The sequence below is a fragment of the Paraburkholderia bannensis NBRC 103871 genome (assembly GCF_000685015.1).
Taxonomy (GTDB): domain Bacteria; phylum Pseudomonadota; class Gammaproteobacteria; order Burkholderiales; family Burkholderiaceae; genus Paraburkholderia; species Paraburkholderia bannensis.
Genome location: NZ_BAYA01000005.1, coordinates 264,972 through 279,147, shown reverse-complemented (window position 1 = coordinate 279,147; position 14,176 = coordinate 264,972). Strand labels below are relative to the sequence as shown.

Here is a 14,176-nt window from a genome sequence, read left to right as displayed (position 1 = left end):
TGAAATCGAACGCGGGTGCGGCCCGCGTGGCAGCTGTCGAATTAATGAGGAGTTCGATGAAACGTGAGATGCATCTGGGCGCGTTCCTGATGGAGACGGGCCACCACCTGGCGGCGTGGCGACTCGCGGACGCACAGGCCGACGCGGGGCTCGATATCCGCGCGTGGATACGCCTCGCGCAGCTTGCCGAGTCGGCGTGCTTCGACGCGCTGTTCGTCGCGGACAGCGTGGCGGCCAACATCGGCCCGGGGGCCGACCGCGTGGCGCGCGCCGACCGGCTCGACCCGCTCACGCTGCTGCCCGCACTGGCGGTCTCGACCCAGCGCATCGGCCTGATCGGCACGGCCACCACCAGCTACAACGAGCCGTATCACATCGCACGCAAGTTCGCCTCGCTCGACCACATCAGTGACGGACGCGCGGGCTGGAACCTCGTGACCACCGACAATGCCGCCGAAGCGGGCAACTTCGGCCGCGCCGAGCATTACAGCCACGTCGACCGCTATGCGCGCGCCGAGGAGTTTCATCGTGTCGTGACGGCGCTCTGGGACAGCTGGGGCGAGGCAAGCTTCGTGCGCGACAAGCGCAGTGGCCGCTATTGCGACGCGGCGACGCTACGCGTGCCGCTGCATCGCGGCGAACACTTCAGCGTCGACGGGCCGTTGAACGTCGCGCGCACGCCGCAGGGCTGGCCGGTGATCGTGCAGGCCGGATCGTCGGAACGCGGCCGTGAACTGGCGGCGCGCACGGCGGAAGTGGTGTTCACGGCGCAGCGCGATTTCGGAACGGCGCAGGCGTTCTATCGCGATCTCAAGCAGCGCGTCGTGGCGGCGGGGCGCGCAAGCGATGCGCTGAAGATCATGCCGGGCCTGTCGGTAATCGTTGCGCCCACGCTTGAAGAGGCTCGCGAGCGCGAAGCGCAACTCCAGGCGCTGGTGCATCCCGAAGCGGGCCTGGCGCTGCTCGGACGCATGATCGGCAATTTCCATCTGGGTGGCGTCGATCTGGATGCGCCGCTGCCGGAGCTGCCGCTCACCGATAGCGGCCAGCGCAGCCGCCAGCAACTGCTCACGGGCATCGCGGGGAGCGAGCGGCTCACGGTGCGCCAGCTGTATCTGCGCATTGCTGGCGGACGCGGGCATTTCTCGCTGGTCGGCACGCCGCAGAGCGTGGCCGACGCCATGCAGCACTGGTTCGAAAACGGCGCGGCGGACGGCTTCAACATCATGGCCGCCGACCTGCCCGGCGGGCTCGAACGTTTCTGCGCGCTCGTCGTGCCCGAGTTGCAGCGGCGCGGACTGTTCCGGACTACGTATCAGGGAAGGACGCTGCGCGACCACCTGGGCTTGCAGCGGCCCACGCGCGAGCAGTAGATCGCACGCGAGACATAACAACATGCAGCGACACAGAACAACAACACTCTTCGACGACAACAACAACCACATGATCCAGAACCGCACGGAGCGCCCGCAGTCCGGACGCACTTTTCGCCATCGTTCTTCGCGTACCCGCGTGCCGCTCACGCGCCAGAAGCTCATCGTGAGCGCCCTTTGCGCGGCGAGCGTTGCCGCAGCACACGCGGCGGACAACATGAACAGCGCGAATAGCGCCGCACCCGCCGTAGCGGCGTCGTCGGCGGATGCGACCCGACGCACTGAATTGCCGACGGTCACCGTCACGGCCACGCGCCGCAACGAATCGGCGCAGAAGGTGCCTATTGCGCTCACCGTGGTCAGCGGCGCGGAGATGGAGCGCGCGGGCAACAACACCGTGCAGTCGCTCGTGACCGCCGTGCCCGAACTCACGTTCAAGCCGTCGCTGTCGAGCAAGGACACCACGCTGACGATCCGCGGCGTGGGCACCAATTCGACCTCGCCGGGCGTGGAGCCTTCGGTGTCCACCGTCATCGACGGGGTGGTCTACGCGCGCCCCGGCCAGGCGACGCTCGACCTGCTCGACGTCGATCATGTGGAAGTGCTGCGCGGGCCGCAAGGCACGCTGTTCGGCAAGAACGCGACGGCGGGCGTCATCAACATCGTGACGCGCGACCCCGCGAAGCAGCCGAGCGGCTATATCGACACGCAGTTCTACCAGGGCGGCGAACAACGCGTGCGCGCGGGCGTGGAAGGCACCCTGCTGCCGGGACTGCTGACGGGATCGTTCACCGCGCTTTATGGCCGCTACGACGGCAACGTCAAGAACGTCTACAACGGCGAGGAGATCAACGGATACAACCACAAGGGCTTCCGCTCGAAATTCGTCTTTACGCCGTCCAGCAATGTGAAGGCCACCGTCATCGCCGACTACATGTACGCGCATGACTCGTACGCGGCGGGCGTGATCGGCAAGGCGACGAATTCGATCTACGCAGCGGCGCTCTCGCCCGTGGTGCCGAGCCTGCAGAACCGCGAAGTGAACTACCCGTATGGGCCCTCGGTGGAAGACACCAACTGGGGCGTCTCCGCGCAGGTGGACTGGAAGCTGGGCGGCGGCTACACGCTGTCGTCGATCTCGGCGTACCGGCAGTGGCTCAACCGCCAGCGCACCGACGAAGCCTGGGTGCCGCAGGTCTATCAGCAGATTCCCAGTTCGAACGATCGCGGCGACCTGGGCTTCACGCAACTGTCGCAGGAATTGCGGCTCGCTTCGCCGAAAGGCGGTTTCTTCGATTACGTCGCCGGTGTCTATGCGCTGCATACGCAGGACAACGAGCACTACAACCGCGCGGTGACGACCTGCACGAACTCGACGTCGGCGAGCATCGTGAGCGGCCTCACGCCCTGCTACGCGGGATCGTCGACGCTCACGCACACGACCGGCGACGCGGTGTTCGGCACGCTCACCAACAGCTTCGCGGCCTACGGCGAAGGCACGTTTCACCTGACTGACCGCCTGCGCGCGATCACCGGGCTGCGCGTGACGCACGACGAAGTGGGCTATGACTTCGAGCGCACGTCGACGTCGGCGGCGGCGGTATCGGGAATCAACCCGTCATTTGCGTCGTCGGGCTGGACGAGCGCGAACGGACTGTCGGGCCGCGCGGGACTCGAATTCGACCTCACGCGCGACGTCATGCTGTACGCGATGTACTCGCATGGCTACAAGGGGCCGGCCTTCAACGTCTTCTTCAACATGCAGCAGCGCGATACGCCCGCGCTGCGTCCGGAACAGTCGAACTCGTACGAAATCGGCGCGAAGATGCAGACGCCCGATCATCGCTATACGGCCAATATCGCGCTGTACGACACGCATTATCAGAACTACCAGGCAAATTACTACGACACGGTGGCGGGGCAGGTCGTCACGCGCCTCATCAACGCGGGCACGGTCTCGACGCGCGGCGTCGAACTCGACCTGGGCGCGCGCCCGTTGCGCGGCTTGAGCCTCACTGGCGGCCTTGCCTTCACCGATGCGCATATCGACGAGTTCAATTGCCCCGTCGGCGCGCAGGCGAGCTGCAACGTGAATGGCAAGACGCTGCCGTTCTCGCCGACCTTCAAGGCCAATATTTCCGCCGATTATCGCCATCCTTTGCCGATTGGCCCGGAGCTGGAGCTGTATGCCAATTACTTCTGGCAAAGCCGCGTGCAATACGACCTGGCCCAGTCGCCGAACACGATTCAAGGCGCCTACGGCATCCTCAACGCAAGCGTGGCGCTGAATTTCGACAACGGCTGGCGTGTGGCGCTGATCGGCAAGAACCTGCTCGACAAGTCCTATGTGAGCGTGATGGCGACGGGTTCTGGCTACGTGACGATAGGCGTGCCGCGTGACGCCGACCGCTACTTCGGCATTCAGTTGCGCAAGGACTTTTTCTGATTTTCATTGGGAGGGCAGCGTTCATGCAGTCGTTCATCAAGACGTTTTCCCGCGCCCGGGTCGCGGCCTTTTTTGTCGCGCTGATGGTCTCGGCCGGACTGGTTGCGCCCGCAACGGCATCGACGCAGGCGGTGCTGAATATCGGTTACCAGAAGGGCACGCCGCTGACGCTGCTCAAGGCGCGCGGCACGCTCGACAGCGCGCTCGCGGCGAAGGGCTACGCGGTGCGCTGGACGGAGTTTCCAGCCGGGCCGCCCTTGCTGGAAGCGATGAACGCGGGCTCGATCGACATCGGCTATACGGGCGCGCCGCCGCCGATCTTCGCGCAGGCCGCGGGCAGCCGCATCGTTTATCTCGCGGCGGAACCGGCGGGGCCGCACAACGAGGCGCTGATCGTGCGCAGCGGCTCGCCGCTCAAGCGCGTGGCCGATCTCAAGGGGCATACGGTGGCGCTCGCGCGCGGCTCCAGTTCGCACTACCTGCTGGTGGCCGCGCTCGCGCAGGCGGGGCTGCGCTATGAGGACGTCAAGCCGGTGTTTCTCTCGCCTGCCGATGCGCGCGCGGCGTTCGATAGCGGTCACGTCGATGCGTGGGCCATCTGGGATCCGTACCTTGCCGTGGTGCAGGCGGCGGAGCCGACGCGCACGCTCGCCGACTATGCCTCGGGCATCGCGCAGCCGTACAGCTTCTTTCTGGGCGCGCCGGATTTCGTGCACGCGCACCGCGATATCGTCGAGACGGTGTTGCGCGCGGTGGCGGACGGCGATGCGTGGGTCGGCGCGCATCGCGACGAGACCGCGCAATTGATCGGGCGCGAAACCGGCGTGCCGCCCGCCATCGTGACGAGCTTTCTCGCGCGCTCGCGTTTTGGCATCCTGCCGCTCGATGCGCCAGTTCTTGCGAGCCAGCAGCGCATCGCCGATGTGTTCGCGACGCAGCATCTGATTCCGCATGCCGTGACGGTGAATGCGATTGCCGCGCCGGTGAAAATCGGCGCGCGGTAGCGCGCGCTACAGAAGCGCTATAGCACCGGCAGCACCGCGCGGATATGTTCCGCAAACGCCGCCGCCAGTTGCGACGGCCTCTTGCGGCTGAACTTCACGGTGATGCCGACAGCGGGCAACGGCGGCAACGCCGGATCGCCGTTGAGCGTCGCGAGATCGGACGGCACGGCCGTTTGCGTCATCACCGCGAACGCCTGCCCCGCGCGCACCAGCGCGATCATCCCCGACAGGCTGCTGCTTGCGCAGGCGATGCGCCACGCGCGGCCCGCACCTTGCAGCGCTGCGCAGGCGGCGATGTGGTCGAGCGTGTCCGCATCGGAAAGGGCCAGCGGCAGCGGATCGAAGTGCGTTGGGTCGAGGCCCGGATAGCCGATCCACACCAGTTGCTCGCGGCGAATCAGGTCTTCGCCGGGCGCCGCGTCGGGCAGGGAGATCATGGCGAGATCGACAGCGCGCTTGTCGAGCAGGTCGATCAGCCGGGGCGTGGGCGCGCACACCACCTCCACGAGCGCGTGAGGATGCTGGCTCGAAAACTGGCGCAGCAGGGCGGGCAGAAAAACGGTGGCGTAATCGTCCGGGCAGCCGAAGCGCAGGCTGCCGCTCAGCCCCGTGCCGCTCAGGTCGGCCATCGCCTCGTCATGCAGCCGCAGCATGCGCTGTGCGTGCACGAGCAGGCGTTCGCCCGGATGCGTGAGCACCACGCCGCGCCCGGTGCGCTGGAACAGCGGCTGGTCGACGATCGATTCGAGCCGCTTCATCTGCTGGCTCAGCGCGGACTGCGTGCGGCCGATGCGCTCGGCGGCGCGGCTGAGCGCGCGCACTTCGGCAATCACGGCAAACGAACGCAGCAGGTCGATTTCGAGTACGCGGCTCACAGGCGGCTCCAGGTATTAGCGTTGCTTCTAGCTCCCATTAATACTATTCGATTTTGTAAATGCAGAGCGCGTCCTAGACTGCCAGACATGCCGCCATTCACGAGGAGAAGGCCGTGTCCCGCAACGACGACGCAACGTTCTGGCGCAACGCCAGGCAACACCTGATCCGCTACGGCGGCACTTTCGAGCCCATGATCATCGAGCGAGCGCAGGGCAGTTTTGTCTACGACGCCGACGATCGCGCGATTCTCGATTTCACCTCGGGCCAGATGAGCGCCGTGCTGGGCCACAGCCATCCGGAGATCGTCGAGGTGATCCGCGAGTACGCCGGGCGGCTCGACCACCTGTTCAGCGGCATGCTTTCGCGGCCCGTGGTCGAGCTGGCCACGCGCCTCGCCGACATCACGCCGCCGGGCCTCGACCGCGCGCTGCTGTTGAGCACGGGCGCGGAATCGAACGAGGCCGCGATCCGCATGGCGAAGCTCGTCACCGGCAAATATGAAATCGTGGGCTTCGCGCAGTCGTGGCACGGCATGACGGGCGCGGCGGCGTCGGCGACCTACAGCGCGGGGCGCAAGGGCGTGGGCCCCGCGGCGGTGGGTTCGTTCGCGATCCCCGCGCCGTTTACCTACCGGCCGCGTTTCGAGCGCGGCGGCGCTTACGACTATCTCGCCGAACTCGACTACGCCTTCGACCTGATCGACCGGCAGTCGAGCGGCAATCTCGCGGCCTTTATCGCCGAGCCGATCCTGAGTTCGGGCGGCATCATCGATTTGCCGCCCGGCTATCTGGCGGCACTCAAGCGCAAGTGCGAAGAGCGCGGCATGCTGCTGATCCTCGACGAGGCGCAAACGGGCGTGGGCCGCACGGGCACGATGTTCGCCTTCGAGCGCGATGGCGTGACGCCCGACATCCTCACGCTCTCCAAGACGCTGGGCGCGGGGCTGCCACTCGCGGCGGTCGTGACGTCGGCGCAGATCGAGGAGCAGGCTCACGAGCGCGGCTATCTGTTCTACACGACGCACGTGTCCGATCCGCTGCCCGCTGCCGTGGGGCTGCGCGTGCTCGATGTGGTGGCGCGCGAAGGGCTGGTCGCCCGCGCGAACGTGATGGGCGAGCGCCTGCGGCGCGGCCTGCTCGACCTGATGGAGCGCTATGAGTGCGTTGGCGACGTGCGCGGGCGCGGCTTGTTGCTCGGCATGGAAGTCGTGAAGGACAGGCGCTCGAAAGCGCCCGCCGATGGCCTTGGCGCGAAGATCACGCGCGAGTGCATGAACCTGGGCCTGAGCATGAACATCGTGCAGTTGCCGGGCATGGGCGGCGTGTTCCGCATCGCGCCGCCGCTGACGGTGAGCGAGGCGGAAATCGACCTCGGCCTGTCGCTGCTCGACGAGGCAATCAAGCGCTCGCTTTAAAGCGACTTTGAACCCGCTTTAAAGCGGCGGCTTTAAAACTTCGGGTTGCACTGGAAGCGCAGTACGGAATCCTGTTCCGCGAGGGCTTCCACGCCTTGCCGGCTCTCTGCGGCGAAGCTCGTCTGCATTCCGCGCGCCGCGCAGTAGTCGGTGGCTTCGGCCTGGGCGCGGCGGTGCGCGCGCGCCCATGCGAGGCTGCCGCCCGCTGCGGAAGCGGTGACCATATAGACGCCGTCCTTGCCGGTGGCGGTGACGTCGCCCGCCGACGCACAGGCGGACAAGACCGAAGCGGTGGCGAACAGGGAAGCGAACAGACGGAAAAGCGAACGGGGGGACATCGACAACGGTGTATTCGACAGCATTTTTTAACTTCGTATTGGGGATAAACAGACAGGCCGGGCGGTCACGTAGCCGCCCGGCATTATTTTATGAGTAGAGGCCGGTGGCGATGCGGCGATTGCCGCTCGTCTTGTTGCGGGCTTCCTGGAGCGCGCGCAGCTTCACGTGATCGACGATCTTCTGGCTGGTGATGCGGCCGGCCAGGCTGCGGAACTTGCGGCCCGCACGTGCAAGCCGGCGATCGTCCCGACGGCGATGCGCCCAGGCGCGCGCCGCAAACCAGCCGACGATCGTCCAGCCCAGCAGGATGTTGACCAGCGTGATGGCCAGCGCGTCGCTGTGGTTGCGTGCGTCGGCTTCGATTGACGGAATCAGATAAAGGCTCAGAGCGGCAATGGCTGCGGCGCCTTCGAGGATCTGCAACATGACTACACCTCCGGATTAAGCAGCAATCTCGCGAAGCACCTGTCTTGAGGGCGTCGCAATTGCGATTGAGGGAGTGTAGAACGTTGCTATCGAAAAACAATGCTAATAGAACGAAATCAGAGTTGCGCTGGGAAAAACAATCGCGATCGGCGCTGACCGTTTCGATAAACGAAAGGGGCGAATTGAAATGGATTCAATCCGCCCCTTAAATCGATTTAAAGCACTTCAAGACGCGCTTTAACGCCAGGGCGACATTGCCTGGAACACGCCGTCGCGTCGCACGAGCGCATGAAACAGCGCCGCCGCCAGATGCACGACGATCAGTGCGAAGAAACACAGCGCGAGGAAGCGGTGCGCGTTCCACAGCATCGAGTGCAATTCGTTGCTATGGGGCAGGATCGCGGGCAGCCGGATGCCCGCCGCCACGACCGGATAGTCCGCCGCCGACAGCATGCCCCAGCCGATCAGCGGAAGCGCGATCATCAGCACGTAGAAGGCCAGATGCGAGAGCCGGGCGGCCAGTTTCATCGGCTCCGGCATGTCGGCGGGCAGCGGCGGCGCGCCCTTGACGAGCCGCGTGACGAGGCGGATCAGCGCGAGCACCAGGATGACGACGCCAAGCGGTTTGTGGATCGACACCAGCGTGAGGTAATCGGGCCGGATGGTCGAGACCATGCCCACGCCGATAAACAGCATCGACAGGATGCAGATGGCCATGATCCAGTGCAGGGCGCGCTGCAGCGGGGAAAAGCGCGCTTCAGGGGCTTCAGGGGCGTGGCTCGGCGTCATGGCTTCGCTCCTTCGGGGGGCGTGTGCGGATAGTCCTTGTCCTCCGCGGTGCGGCGGTTGAACGAGACCGAATAGGCGGCGGAGCGTGCAGCGGGGAACGGATCGTCGGAGACGTGGATGCCCGCGGGCAGCACGGTCGGGTCGAAGTTCAGGTCGCGGCACGGGCCGTCCGGCTCCGGCTCGATGGCGCTGACCACCAGCGTGCCCGCTTCCACCTTGCGGCGCTCGTCGGGCCAGGCTTTGCTGGGGTCGGCGGTGGGGTCGCCCGGGTCGGCCACGGTCACCACCATCGTCCAGCGTTGCGGCCCGGCGTGCACGCGATCCGTAATGTCGGTGGCGAGGAAGTCGTCGCCGCGCTGCTTGAGCGAATCAGGCGAGACGGGCTCCGGTTGCTGCGCGGGCACGAATGACCAGCGCACGACGTGGTCTTCGCCCTGGGCATTGGTGAACACGAAGCTGTTGAGGCTGTTGTAGCGCTCCTGCGCATAGGACGCCGTCCACGGCGCGCTGCCCGCCCATGCGCCGAAGGCCGCGAATTCCGGATGCGCGCCGATGAATTGCTTCATCGCGTCGGGGTCTTTCTTGTTGCCCGCAGCCTGGAGCAGTGCGTAGAACGCCTGGGGCGTGGCGACCGGGAAGAACGGCGCGTCGATCATCGCCGTGCGCCAGTCGCTGCCGTCGGGCGCGACGATGCGCAGGCTCATGCCGCGCACGCGCACGGTGGCGTCGGCGGCTTTGGCGTCGGCGGTGGCCAGGTTGAAGCGGCCCGTCACGGGATACGAACCGGCGGCGAACATCGGCGCTTTGGAGAGCGCGGCGGCGGCGCCGTTGGCTTCGAAGGTGCCCGTGAAGCAGATGCCCTTGGCGTGGTTGCGCCGGAAGCCGAGCGCGGGGCCGCCCGGCGGCGCGAGGCCGTTGACCACCTTGGCGGGCGTGATGCGCCCCGGCGTGAGCCAGCCGGCGGTATAGGCGAAAGCGACGACGAGAACCGCCACGATGGCGGCGATCAGCGCCAGCGAACGCGCGTTGTTGCCCGCTGACGAACCATTGGAATCCTTGGAACCGTTTCGGTCTGACATGGAAACCTCGTGGGGCGATGCTTTATTGCGTTATTGGATTCTGCTGCATGGGCTCTGCTGGGGACTTTGCGAAAGCATAAAGAATTTCTGCCGCGAGGGTGACGAGGGCGTTCCGCGACCGCTCAGGCCAGTGACGGCGATGCGGTCTTGCTCCGGGCGGCCCACCTGACCAGGCCAACGGCGCCGGCCGAAAGCGCTATTCCCGCGAGAATGTCCACAAGATAGTGAGCGCCGTCGTGAAGCGCGGCCACGGTCATCAAAGTGTTCACCGCGACAGACACGAAAAAGAGCGCTTTGATATGACGTATGGCGTAGACGAATAACACGGCGGCCGCCGCGTGCAGGGAGGGGAACGACACGAGTCCCTGACTGAACGACAGATCGACGCTTCGCAGTGTCCCGTCTCTCAGTGGATAAAACTGCGACCAGGGCGTCGTGCCGTATGGATCGGCGATCCTGTAATGGAAGTACGGATTCGATGCGGGAAAAAATGCCGAAATGGCAATCGATGCAATCGTGACCAGCGAAAATAGAAAAATGAATTCGGCCAGATCGAGATTTCTATTCGTTATCGATAGAATCACTAACGTGAAAATGATCTGCGGGGCCCAGAAAAGATACAGGTATTCCGAAATAGCCTTGATGTCGTGATGCCGTTCGTACCAGGCCGCCAGGTGATCCCAGTGGAACCCGATGCGATGGTCAAAGCTGATGAGCGCGTTGTCGACGAGCGGGGCGTTGAAGGCAACGGCAAGGGATTGCAGCGTCATCGATGCTGCCAGGAAAACTTGCATGAAGGCGATGCCGAGCAGCGCGACAATCCAGCGTCGTAGCCGGATTGCTTTCCATAGCGCAGCATATCGTTTGACTTGACTGATTGCGCATAGAAAACCGACGTATTCGAGGTTAATGGCAATCAGCTTCCATTGTCCCGCCACGACGATGTTAAAGCCGCTGAGCTTTAAGGCAGCGACGTCGAATGCGATGAGTACAGCGATGAGCGTGACCGATGCGCAGACCCAGTGCAGGCCGGGCCAGGCGTATAGATAGCGCGAAGCAAACTTGTCATGGGCCTCATAACGTGGTCTCAACGTATTCATTGGGAATATTTTGCATCAAGCGTTTTCGTGCCATTGGCTGGCGTCCCCGGAAATCGTTCGCAGACTTGATTTGAAATGTGTTGGTCTGGACGGCTATTTTTTATAATCGTTCAAACGATAGCATCAAGATATTGCCTTTGTAAGGTATGGCGGATTTGACGTGCCGATTCGATGCCGATTCGATGCCGGCGCATTGCCGGCCCGTCGCCAGGTTCGACACCAGGCGAAGCTTCAGGCGCAGACGATCATTCCCGGTTTCAAACGCAGCCCTTATGAGCCTCATGAAAATCGCCGCCGTTTCAGATGTCCACGGCAACCTGGCCGCGCTCGACGCCGTGCTGGACGATGCGCGCAGCCAGGCCGTCGATATGATCGTCAATCTTGGCGACATTCTTTCCGGCGCGCTCTATCCGTCGCAAACGGCCGACCGGCTCATGGCGCTCGGCCTGCCGACGATCAAGGGCAATCACGAACGGCAACTGCTGGCTGGCGATCCCGCTCGCATGGGGCCGTCCGACCGTTTTGCCCATCACGCCTTGAGCGCCGCTCAAATGGCCTGGCTACGCGACCTGCCCGTGACGTTGCGCCCTGTCGACGGCGTGCTGCTCGTGCATGGCACGCCCTCAAGCGACCTCGATTATTTCCTTGAAACGGTGACGCAAAGCGGTTGCCGCATCGCGACGCGCGCCGAAGTCGAAAGCCGCGCGGGCGATGCACGGGCCGCACTGATCCTGTGCGGACACACGCATCTGCAACGATCGGTGCAACTGGATGACGGGCGGCTGATTGTCAATCCCGGCAGTGTCGGCTTGCCCGCCTACGAGGACGCGCATCCATTCCCGCATCGCATGGAAGCGGGCTCTCCGCATGCTCGCTACGCGATCGTCACGAAGCGAGGGGCACAGTGGGACGTCGAGTTTAGAGCCGTCGAGTACGACTGGAACGAGGCCGCAAACGTGGCCGCGTCGAATCAGCGGCCCGACTGGGAAAAGGCGTTGCGAACAGGGTATTGCTGAAAGCGCAGGCGCTGCCTGCTGGCCGCTGATGGCCCGCGGGTCAATGCACGATCAACGCATTCGACTGCGCATTGCCTGCGCCGGCAGCGATATTGATGCCGATATTGCCGCTCGCGCCGGCGAGTGCGCCCGCACCGAGTTGGGCGCTCGCGCTGCCGCTGAGCATCTTCACGACCGCATGCACGTTTTGCTGCGTGACGATTTCCGCTTGCGACGTGGTGGCCACCACAAGCTGGTTGGCCTGCGCGTTGAGCGCCCCGGCCGCCAGGTTCACGCCCACGTTGCCGCTCGCCCCGCGCAGCACGTCCGCGCCCACGGATGCCGTCGGCGCGGTGGTTGCGTCGAGCTTCGCGCTGCCGCCAATGTCCTGAAGCGAGGTCAGTTTCACCGACGAGAACACCGTGCTGCTGTCGTCATCGGACAAAGCGCCCGACGTTCCCGCGAACGCCGACGCAGCGCCCGCACAGGTTGCAGCGCAAACGACAGAGGCAATTAACAGGCGGACTTTCATCGGTGGCTCCCGGCGTGTGCGAATCACACGGATACCCGCGATATCGACCGGCGTCGGGAAGAGGTGGAGTGAGGGTTTTCCCTAGGGTTCCACGGTTCGCCTGCGCGTCACGCACCGTTCCCCTTTTTCGTCCTCACTTCGCCACGCTCGCCCTCAAGCCGCCTGAATCGTCACCTCGTTCACGGCCTCGTCCGACACGGCGCTCGCCTCCTGCGCGCCCGCTGCGACCGCAGCAACGGCTTCCACCACCGCGCGTGCCGCTTTCCGGGTCTTGCCCGCGCGCGACGGCGGCTGGCACGCGCCGCACACCACGCCCTTCTGCAAGTCGTGCTTGTGCGCGATGAATTTGCCCGTGCAGCGGCAGCAAGGCGTCAGTTGCAGCATTTCGGCTTCGAAAAAGCGCACGAGCGTCCAGGCGCGCGTCAGGTCGAGTACGGGCATGGCTTCGGTGCGTGTGCAGTGCTCCAGATACAGCCGGTAGCCTTTGGTCAGCGCATCGAGATGCGAGCAGCTCGCTTCTTTCCTGAGGAACAGATACGTATTGAAGAAAAGCGACGCGTGAATGTTGGGCAGCCACGGCATGTACCAGTCGGCGGAGAAGGGCAGCATGCCCTTGGGCGGCGACACGCCGCGCAACTCGCGGTAAAGGCGAATCAACCGGTCGCGCGACAGCGACAATTCGCTTTCGAGCACCTGCATGCGCGCGCCGAGTTCGATCAGTGCAATTGCGCGAAAGACTTCCTGCGCATCTTCGGTGACGCTCTTGCGGGTCATTGTGTTCATGACGTATCGCGCCTAGACGAGGAGTTCGACAGGGTGGCCCGCCATCAGGATGGCGGCGTGAGTCGATGCGATTTCAACGTGTTTGGCCGGCTGCGTGAGCGCGGACAGCAGCATCTGGTCGTTGAACCGGAATGCGCAGAGCAGATGATCGGAGGAGGCTAGCTTGATGACCTGCGCGAGCGACAGGCCCATGAGAATGTCGGCGATTTCAGCGGCCAGCCCGAGGCGGAACATACCGATGGCCCGGTCTTCGCGCAACATGCGCTGTGCCAGCATCAGATACGACAGGTTCACTTCGCGAATGCTTTCCTGAGAGTCGAGAGAGTTCATGGTTTTTAGCCTCGATCGCTGGACACCAACGACTACGCTAAACGCATATCCCACAGCGGAGCCCACTTCAGCGGTTCACACTTTGCTTGATGCGGGCCGGATGAAGGCCAATGGAACAAGCGCTTAGTAGAAGTTTGCCAATTCAGGGTAGTCCGCTCACGTCCTCCTGGTCAATATTCATACGAATTGATTTCTTTAATCGATCATTAGCCTTGCTTTAAAGGTCGTTATCGGAATTTTTTATCGGGTCGGAGGCGAGCGGTCATGTCTTCCGATAGCGGATTTCAAGTGATGTTTGAACCTTAGTCATTCTGAATAGCGAAGGAATTAGCAATGCCTCGCCAATGGCAATGATCAATGCCACTTAGCCGATATTCGTAATGCCGGATTGAGCGATTGTGAATCCGGTTGTGTTACGCGCCTGCGCATCAGTCGCGCTTGCGCAGCGGCGCGAGCAGGTCGCGCAAGCCGTTGTGATCCATCTCCTGCATCAAGGCGAGCAGGCGGCCGATCTCGCCGGGCGGGAAGCCTTCGCGCGCGAACCAGTTGAGGTAATGCCCGGGCAGGTCGGCGATCAGCCGCCCTTTGTATTTGCCGAAGGGCATGGCGAGGGTGACGAGGCGTTCGAGGTCTGCGGTTTGCATGGGGCTGTATTGTGCACGGTTTTCCGCATGTGTTGCGTCCACGCCT

15 protein-coding genes are annotated in these 14,176 nt (G+C 64.1%); 5 read left to right on the top strand and 10 right to left on the bottom strand.

Annotated features, from left to right (window positions below; genetic code table 11):
* Positions 1–56: 56 nt before the first annotated feature.
* From BBA01S_RS10035 to BBA01S_RS10025, 3 genes are read left to right on the top strand one after another with little or no spacing between them, the layout of a single operon-like run.
* The gene (locus BBA01S_RS10035; protein WP_027816309.1) at positions 57–1,373 is read left to right on the top strand and encodes an LLM class flavin-dependent oxidoreductase; all 1,317 of its coding nucleotides are present in this window, start codon (positions 57–59) and stop codon (positions 1,371–1,373) included.
* Positions 1,374–1,395: 22 nt separating this feature from the next.
* Positions 1,396–3,819, top strand: a complete 2,424-nt coding sequence (locus BBA01S_RS10030) for a TonB-dependent receptor (RefSeq protein ID WP_245641462.1) — start codon at positions 1,396–1,398, stop codon at positions 3,817–3,819.
* A gap of 23 nt (positions 3,820–3,842) precedes the next feature.
* Positions 3,843–4,823, top strand: coding sequence for an aliphatic sulfonate ABC transporter substrate-binding protein (locus tag BBA01S_RS10025; protein WP_027816307.1), 981 nt, complete (start codon positions 3,843–3,845; stop codon positions 4,821–4,823).
* Positions 4,824–4,840: 17 nt separating this feature from the next.
* On the opposite strand, the gene BBA01S_RS10020 is transcribed toward BBA01S_RS10025, so the two are convergent.
* Positions 4,841–5,698, bottom strand: coding sequence for a LysR family transcriptional regulator (locus BBA01S_RS10020; protein WP_027816306.1), 858 nt, complete (start codon positions 5,696–5,698; stop codon positions 4,841–4,843).
* A gap of 113 nt (positions 5,699–5,811) precedes the next feature.
* Between BBA01S_RS10020 and BBA01S_RS10015 the strand changes: the two genes are divergently transcribed.
* Positions 5,812–7,113 carry an aspartate aminotransferase family protein gene (locus BBA01S_RS10015; RefSeq protein WP_027816305.1) on the top strand — a complete coding sequence of 434 codons (1,302 nt, stop codon included), beginning with the start codon at positions 5,812–5,814 and terminating at the stop codon, positions 7,111–7,113.
* Between the two features lie 32 nt (positions 7,114–7,145).
* On the opposite strand, the gene BBA01S_RS10010 is transcribed toward BBA01S_RS10015, so the two are convergent.
* The 5 genes from BBA01S_RS10010 to BBA01S_RS40770 all read right to left on the bottom strand — a co-directional run bounded on the left by BBA01S_RS10010 (position 7,146) and on the right by BBA01S_RS40770 (position 10,846).
* Positions 7,146–7,451 (bottom strand): hypothetical protein, encoded by a 306-nt coding sequence (locus BBA01S_RS10010; protein WP_027816304.1) that lies wholly within the window; start codon positions 7,449–7,451, stop codon positions 7,146–7,148.
* Positions 7,452–7,539: 88 nt separating this feature from the next.
* Positions 7,540–7,878, bottom strand: a complete 339-nt coding sequence (locus BBA01S_RS40775; protein WP_042296636.1) for a superinfection immunity protein — start codon at positions 7,876–7,878, stop codon at positions 7,540–7,542.
* A gap of 237 nt (positions 7,879–8,115) precedes the next feature.
* Entirely contained in the window at positions 8,116–8,667 is a 552-nt protein-coding gene (locus tag BBA01S_RS10000) for a cytochrome b (RefSeq protein ID WP_027816303.1), read from the bottom strand.
* Positions 8,664–9,746, bottom strand: a complete 1,083-nt coding sequence (locus tag BBA01S_RS09995; protein WP_027816302.1) for a catalase family peroxidase — start codon at positions 9,744–9,746, stop codon at positions 8,664–8,666. The genes BBA01S_RS10000 and BBA01S_RS09995 overlap by 4 nt, the downstream gene beginning before the upstream one ends.
* A 122-nt stretch (positions 9,747–9,868) precedes the next feature.
* Positions 9,869–10,846 carry a phosphatase PAP2 family protein gene (locus BBA01S_RS40770; protein WP_052391718.1) on the bottom strand — a complete coding sequence of 326 codons (978 nt, stop codon included), beginning with the start codon at positions 10,844–10,846 and terminating at the stop codon, positions 9,869–9,871.
* Between the two features lie 281 nt (positions 10,847–11,127).
* On the opposite strand from BBA01S_RS40770, the gene BBA01S_RS09985 reads away from it, so the two are divergent.
* Positions 11,128–11,862 carry a metallophosphoesterase family protein gene (locus BBA01S_RS09985; RefSeq protein WP_027816301.1) on the top strand — a complete coding sequence of 245 codons (735 nt, stop codon included), beginning with the start codon at positions 11,128–11,130 and terminating at the stop codon, positions 11,860–11,862.
* Between the two features lie 40 nt (positions 11,863–11,902).
* On the opposite strand, the gene BBA01S_RS40765 is transcribed toward BBA01S_RS09985, so the two are convergent.
* The 4 genes from BBA01S_RS40765 to BBA01S_RS09965 form a co-directional block, all read right to left on the bottom strand.
* The gene (locus BBA01S_RS40765) at positions 11,903–12,373 is read right to left on the bottom strand and encodes a hypothetical protein (protein ID WP_156965909.1); all 471 of its coding nucleotides are present in this window, start codon (positions 12,371–12,373) and stop codon (positions 11,903–11,905) included.
* 153 nt (positions 12,374–12,526) lie between these two features.
* Positions 12,527–13,147 carry a flagellar transcriptional regulator FlhC gene (gene flhC / locus BBA01S_RS09975; protein WP_027816300.1) on the bottom strand — a complete coding sequence of 207 codons (621 nt, stop codon included), beginning with the start codon at positions 13,145–13,147 and terminating at the stop codon, positions 12,527–12,529.
* 21 nt (positions 13,148–13,168) lie between these two features.
* Positions 13,169–13,486 (bottom strand): flagellar transcriptional regulator FlhD, encoded by a 318-nt coding sequence (gene flhD, locus BBA01S_RS09970; protein ID WP_027816299.1) that lies wholly within the window; start codon positions 13,484–13,486, stop codon positions 13,169–13,171.
* Between the two features lie 428 nt (positions 13,487–13,914).
* Complete coding sequence (locus tag BBA01S_RS09965; RefSeq protein ID WP_027816298.1) at positions 13,915–14,130, bottom strand: DUF3820 family protein; 216 nt, start codon at positions 14,128–14,130, stop codon at positions 13,915–13,917.
* Between the last annotated feature and the right edge of the window lie 46 nt (positions 14,131–14,176).

What these genes read in the sequence shown, in the direction of transcription:
- BBA01S_RS40765 (WP_156965909.1), bottom strand. Translation starts at nt 12,373, where the DNA reads ATGAAAGTCCGCCTGTTAATTGCCTCTGTCGTTTGCGCTGCAACCTGT.
- BBA01S_RS10025 (WP_027816307.1), top strand. Translation starts at nt 3,843, where the DNA reads ATGCAGTCGTTCATCAAGACGTTTTCCCGCGCCCGGGTCGCGGCCTTT.
- BBA01S_RS10010 (WP_027816304.1), bottom strand. Translation starts at nt 7,451, where the DNA reads ATGTCCCCCCGTTCGCTTTTCCGTCTGTTCGCTTCCCTGTTCGCCACC.
- BBA01S_RS09995 (WP_027816302.1), bottom strand. Translation starts at nt 9,746, where the DNA reads ATGTCAGACCGAAACGGTTCCAAGGATTCCAATGGTTCGTCAGCGGGC.
- BBA01S_RS10035 (WP_027816309.1), top strand. Translation starts at nt 57, where the DNA reads ATGAAACGTGAGATGCATCTGGGCGCGTTCCTGATGGAGACGGGCCAC.
- BBA01S_RS09985 (WP_027816301.1), top strand. Translation starts at nt 11,128, where the DNA reads ATGAAAATCGCCGCCGTTTCAGATGTCCACGGCAACCTGGCCGCGCTC.
- flhD (WP_027816299.1), bottom strand. Translation starts at nt 13,486, where the DNA reads ATGAACTCTCTCGACTCTCAGGAAAGCATTCGCGAAGTGAACCTGTCG.
- BBA01S_RS40770 (WP_052391718.1), bottom strand. Translation starts at nt 10,846, where the DNA reads ATGAATACGTTGAGACCACGTTATGAGGCCCATGACAAGTTTGCTTCG.
- flhC (WP_027816300.1), bottom strand. Translation starts at nt 13,147, where the DNA reads ATGACCCGCAAGAGCGTCACCGAAGATGCGCAGGAAGTCTTTCGCGCA.
- BBA01S_RS40775 (WP_042296636.1), bottom strand. Translation starts at nt 7,878, where the DNA reads ATGTTGCAGATCCTCGAAGGCGCCGCAGCCATTGCCGCTCTGAGCCTT.
- BBA01S_RS10000 (WP_027816303.1), bottom strand. Translation starts at nt 8,667, where the DNA reads ATGACGCCGAGCCACGCCCCTGAAGCCCCTGAAGCGCGCTTTTCCCCG.
- BBA01S_RS09965 (WP_027816298.1), bottom strand. Translation starts at nt 14,130, where the DNA reads ATGCAAACCGCAGACCTCGAACGCCTCGTCACCCTCGCCATGCCCTTC.
- BBA01S_RS10030 (WP_245641462.1), top strand. Translation starts at nt 1,396, where the DNA reads ATGCAGCGACACAGAACAACAACACTCTTCGACGACAACAACAACCAC.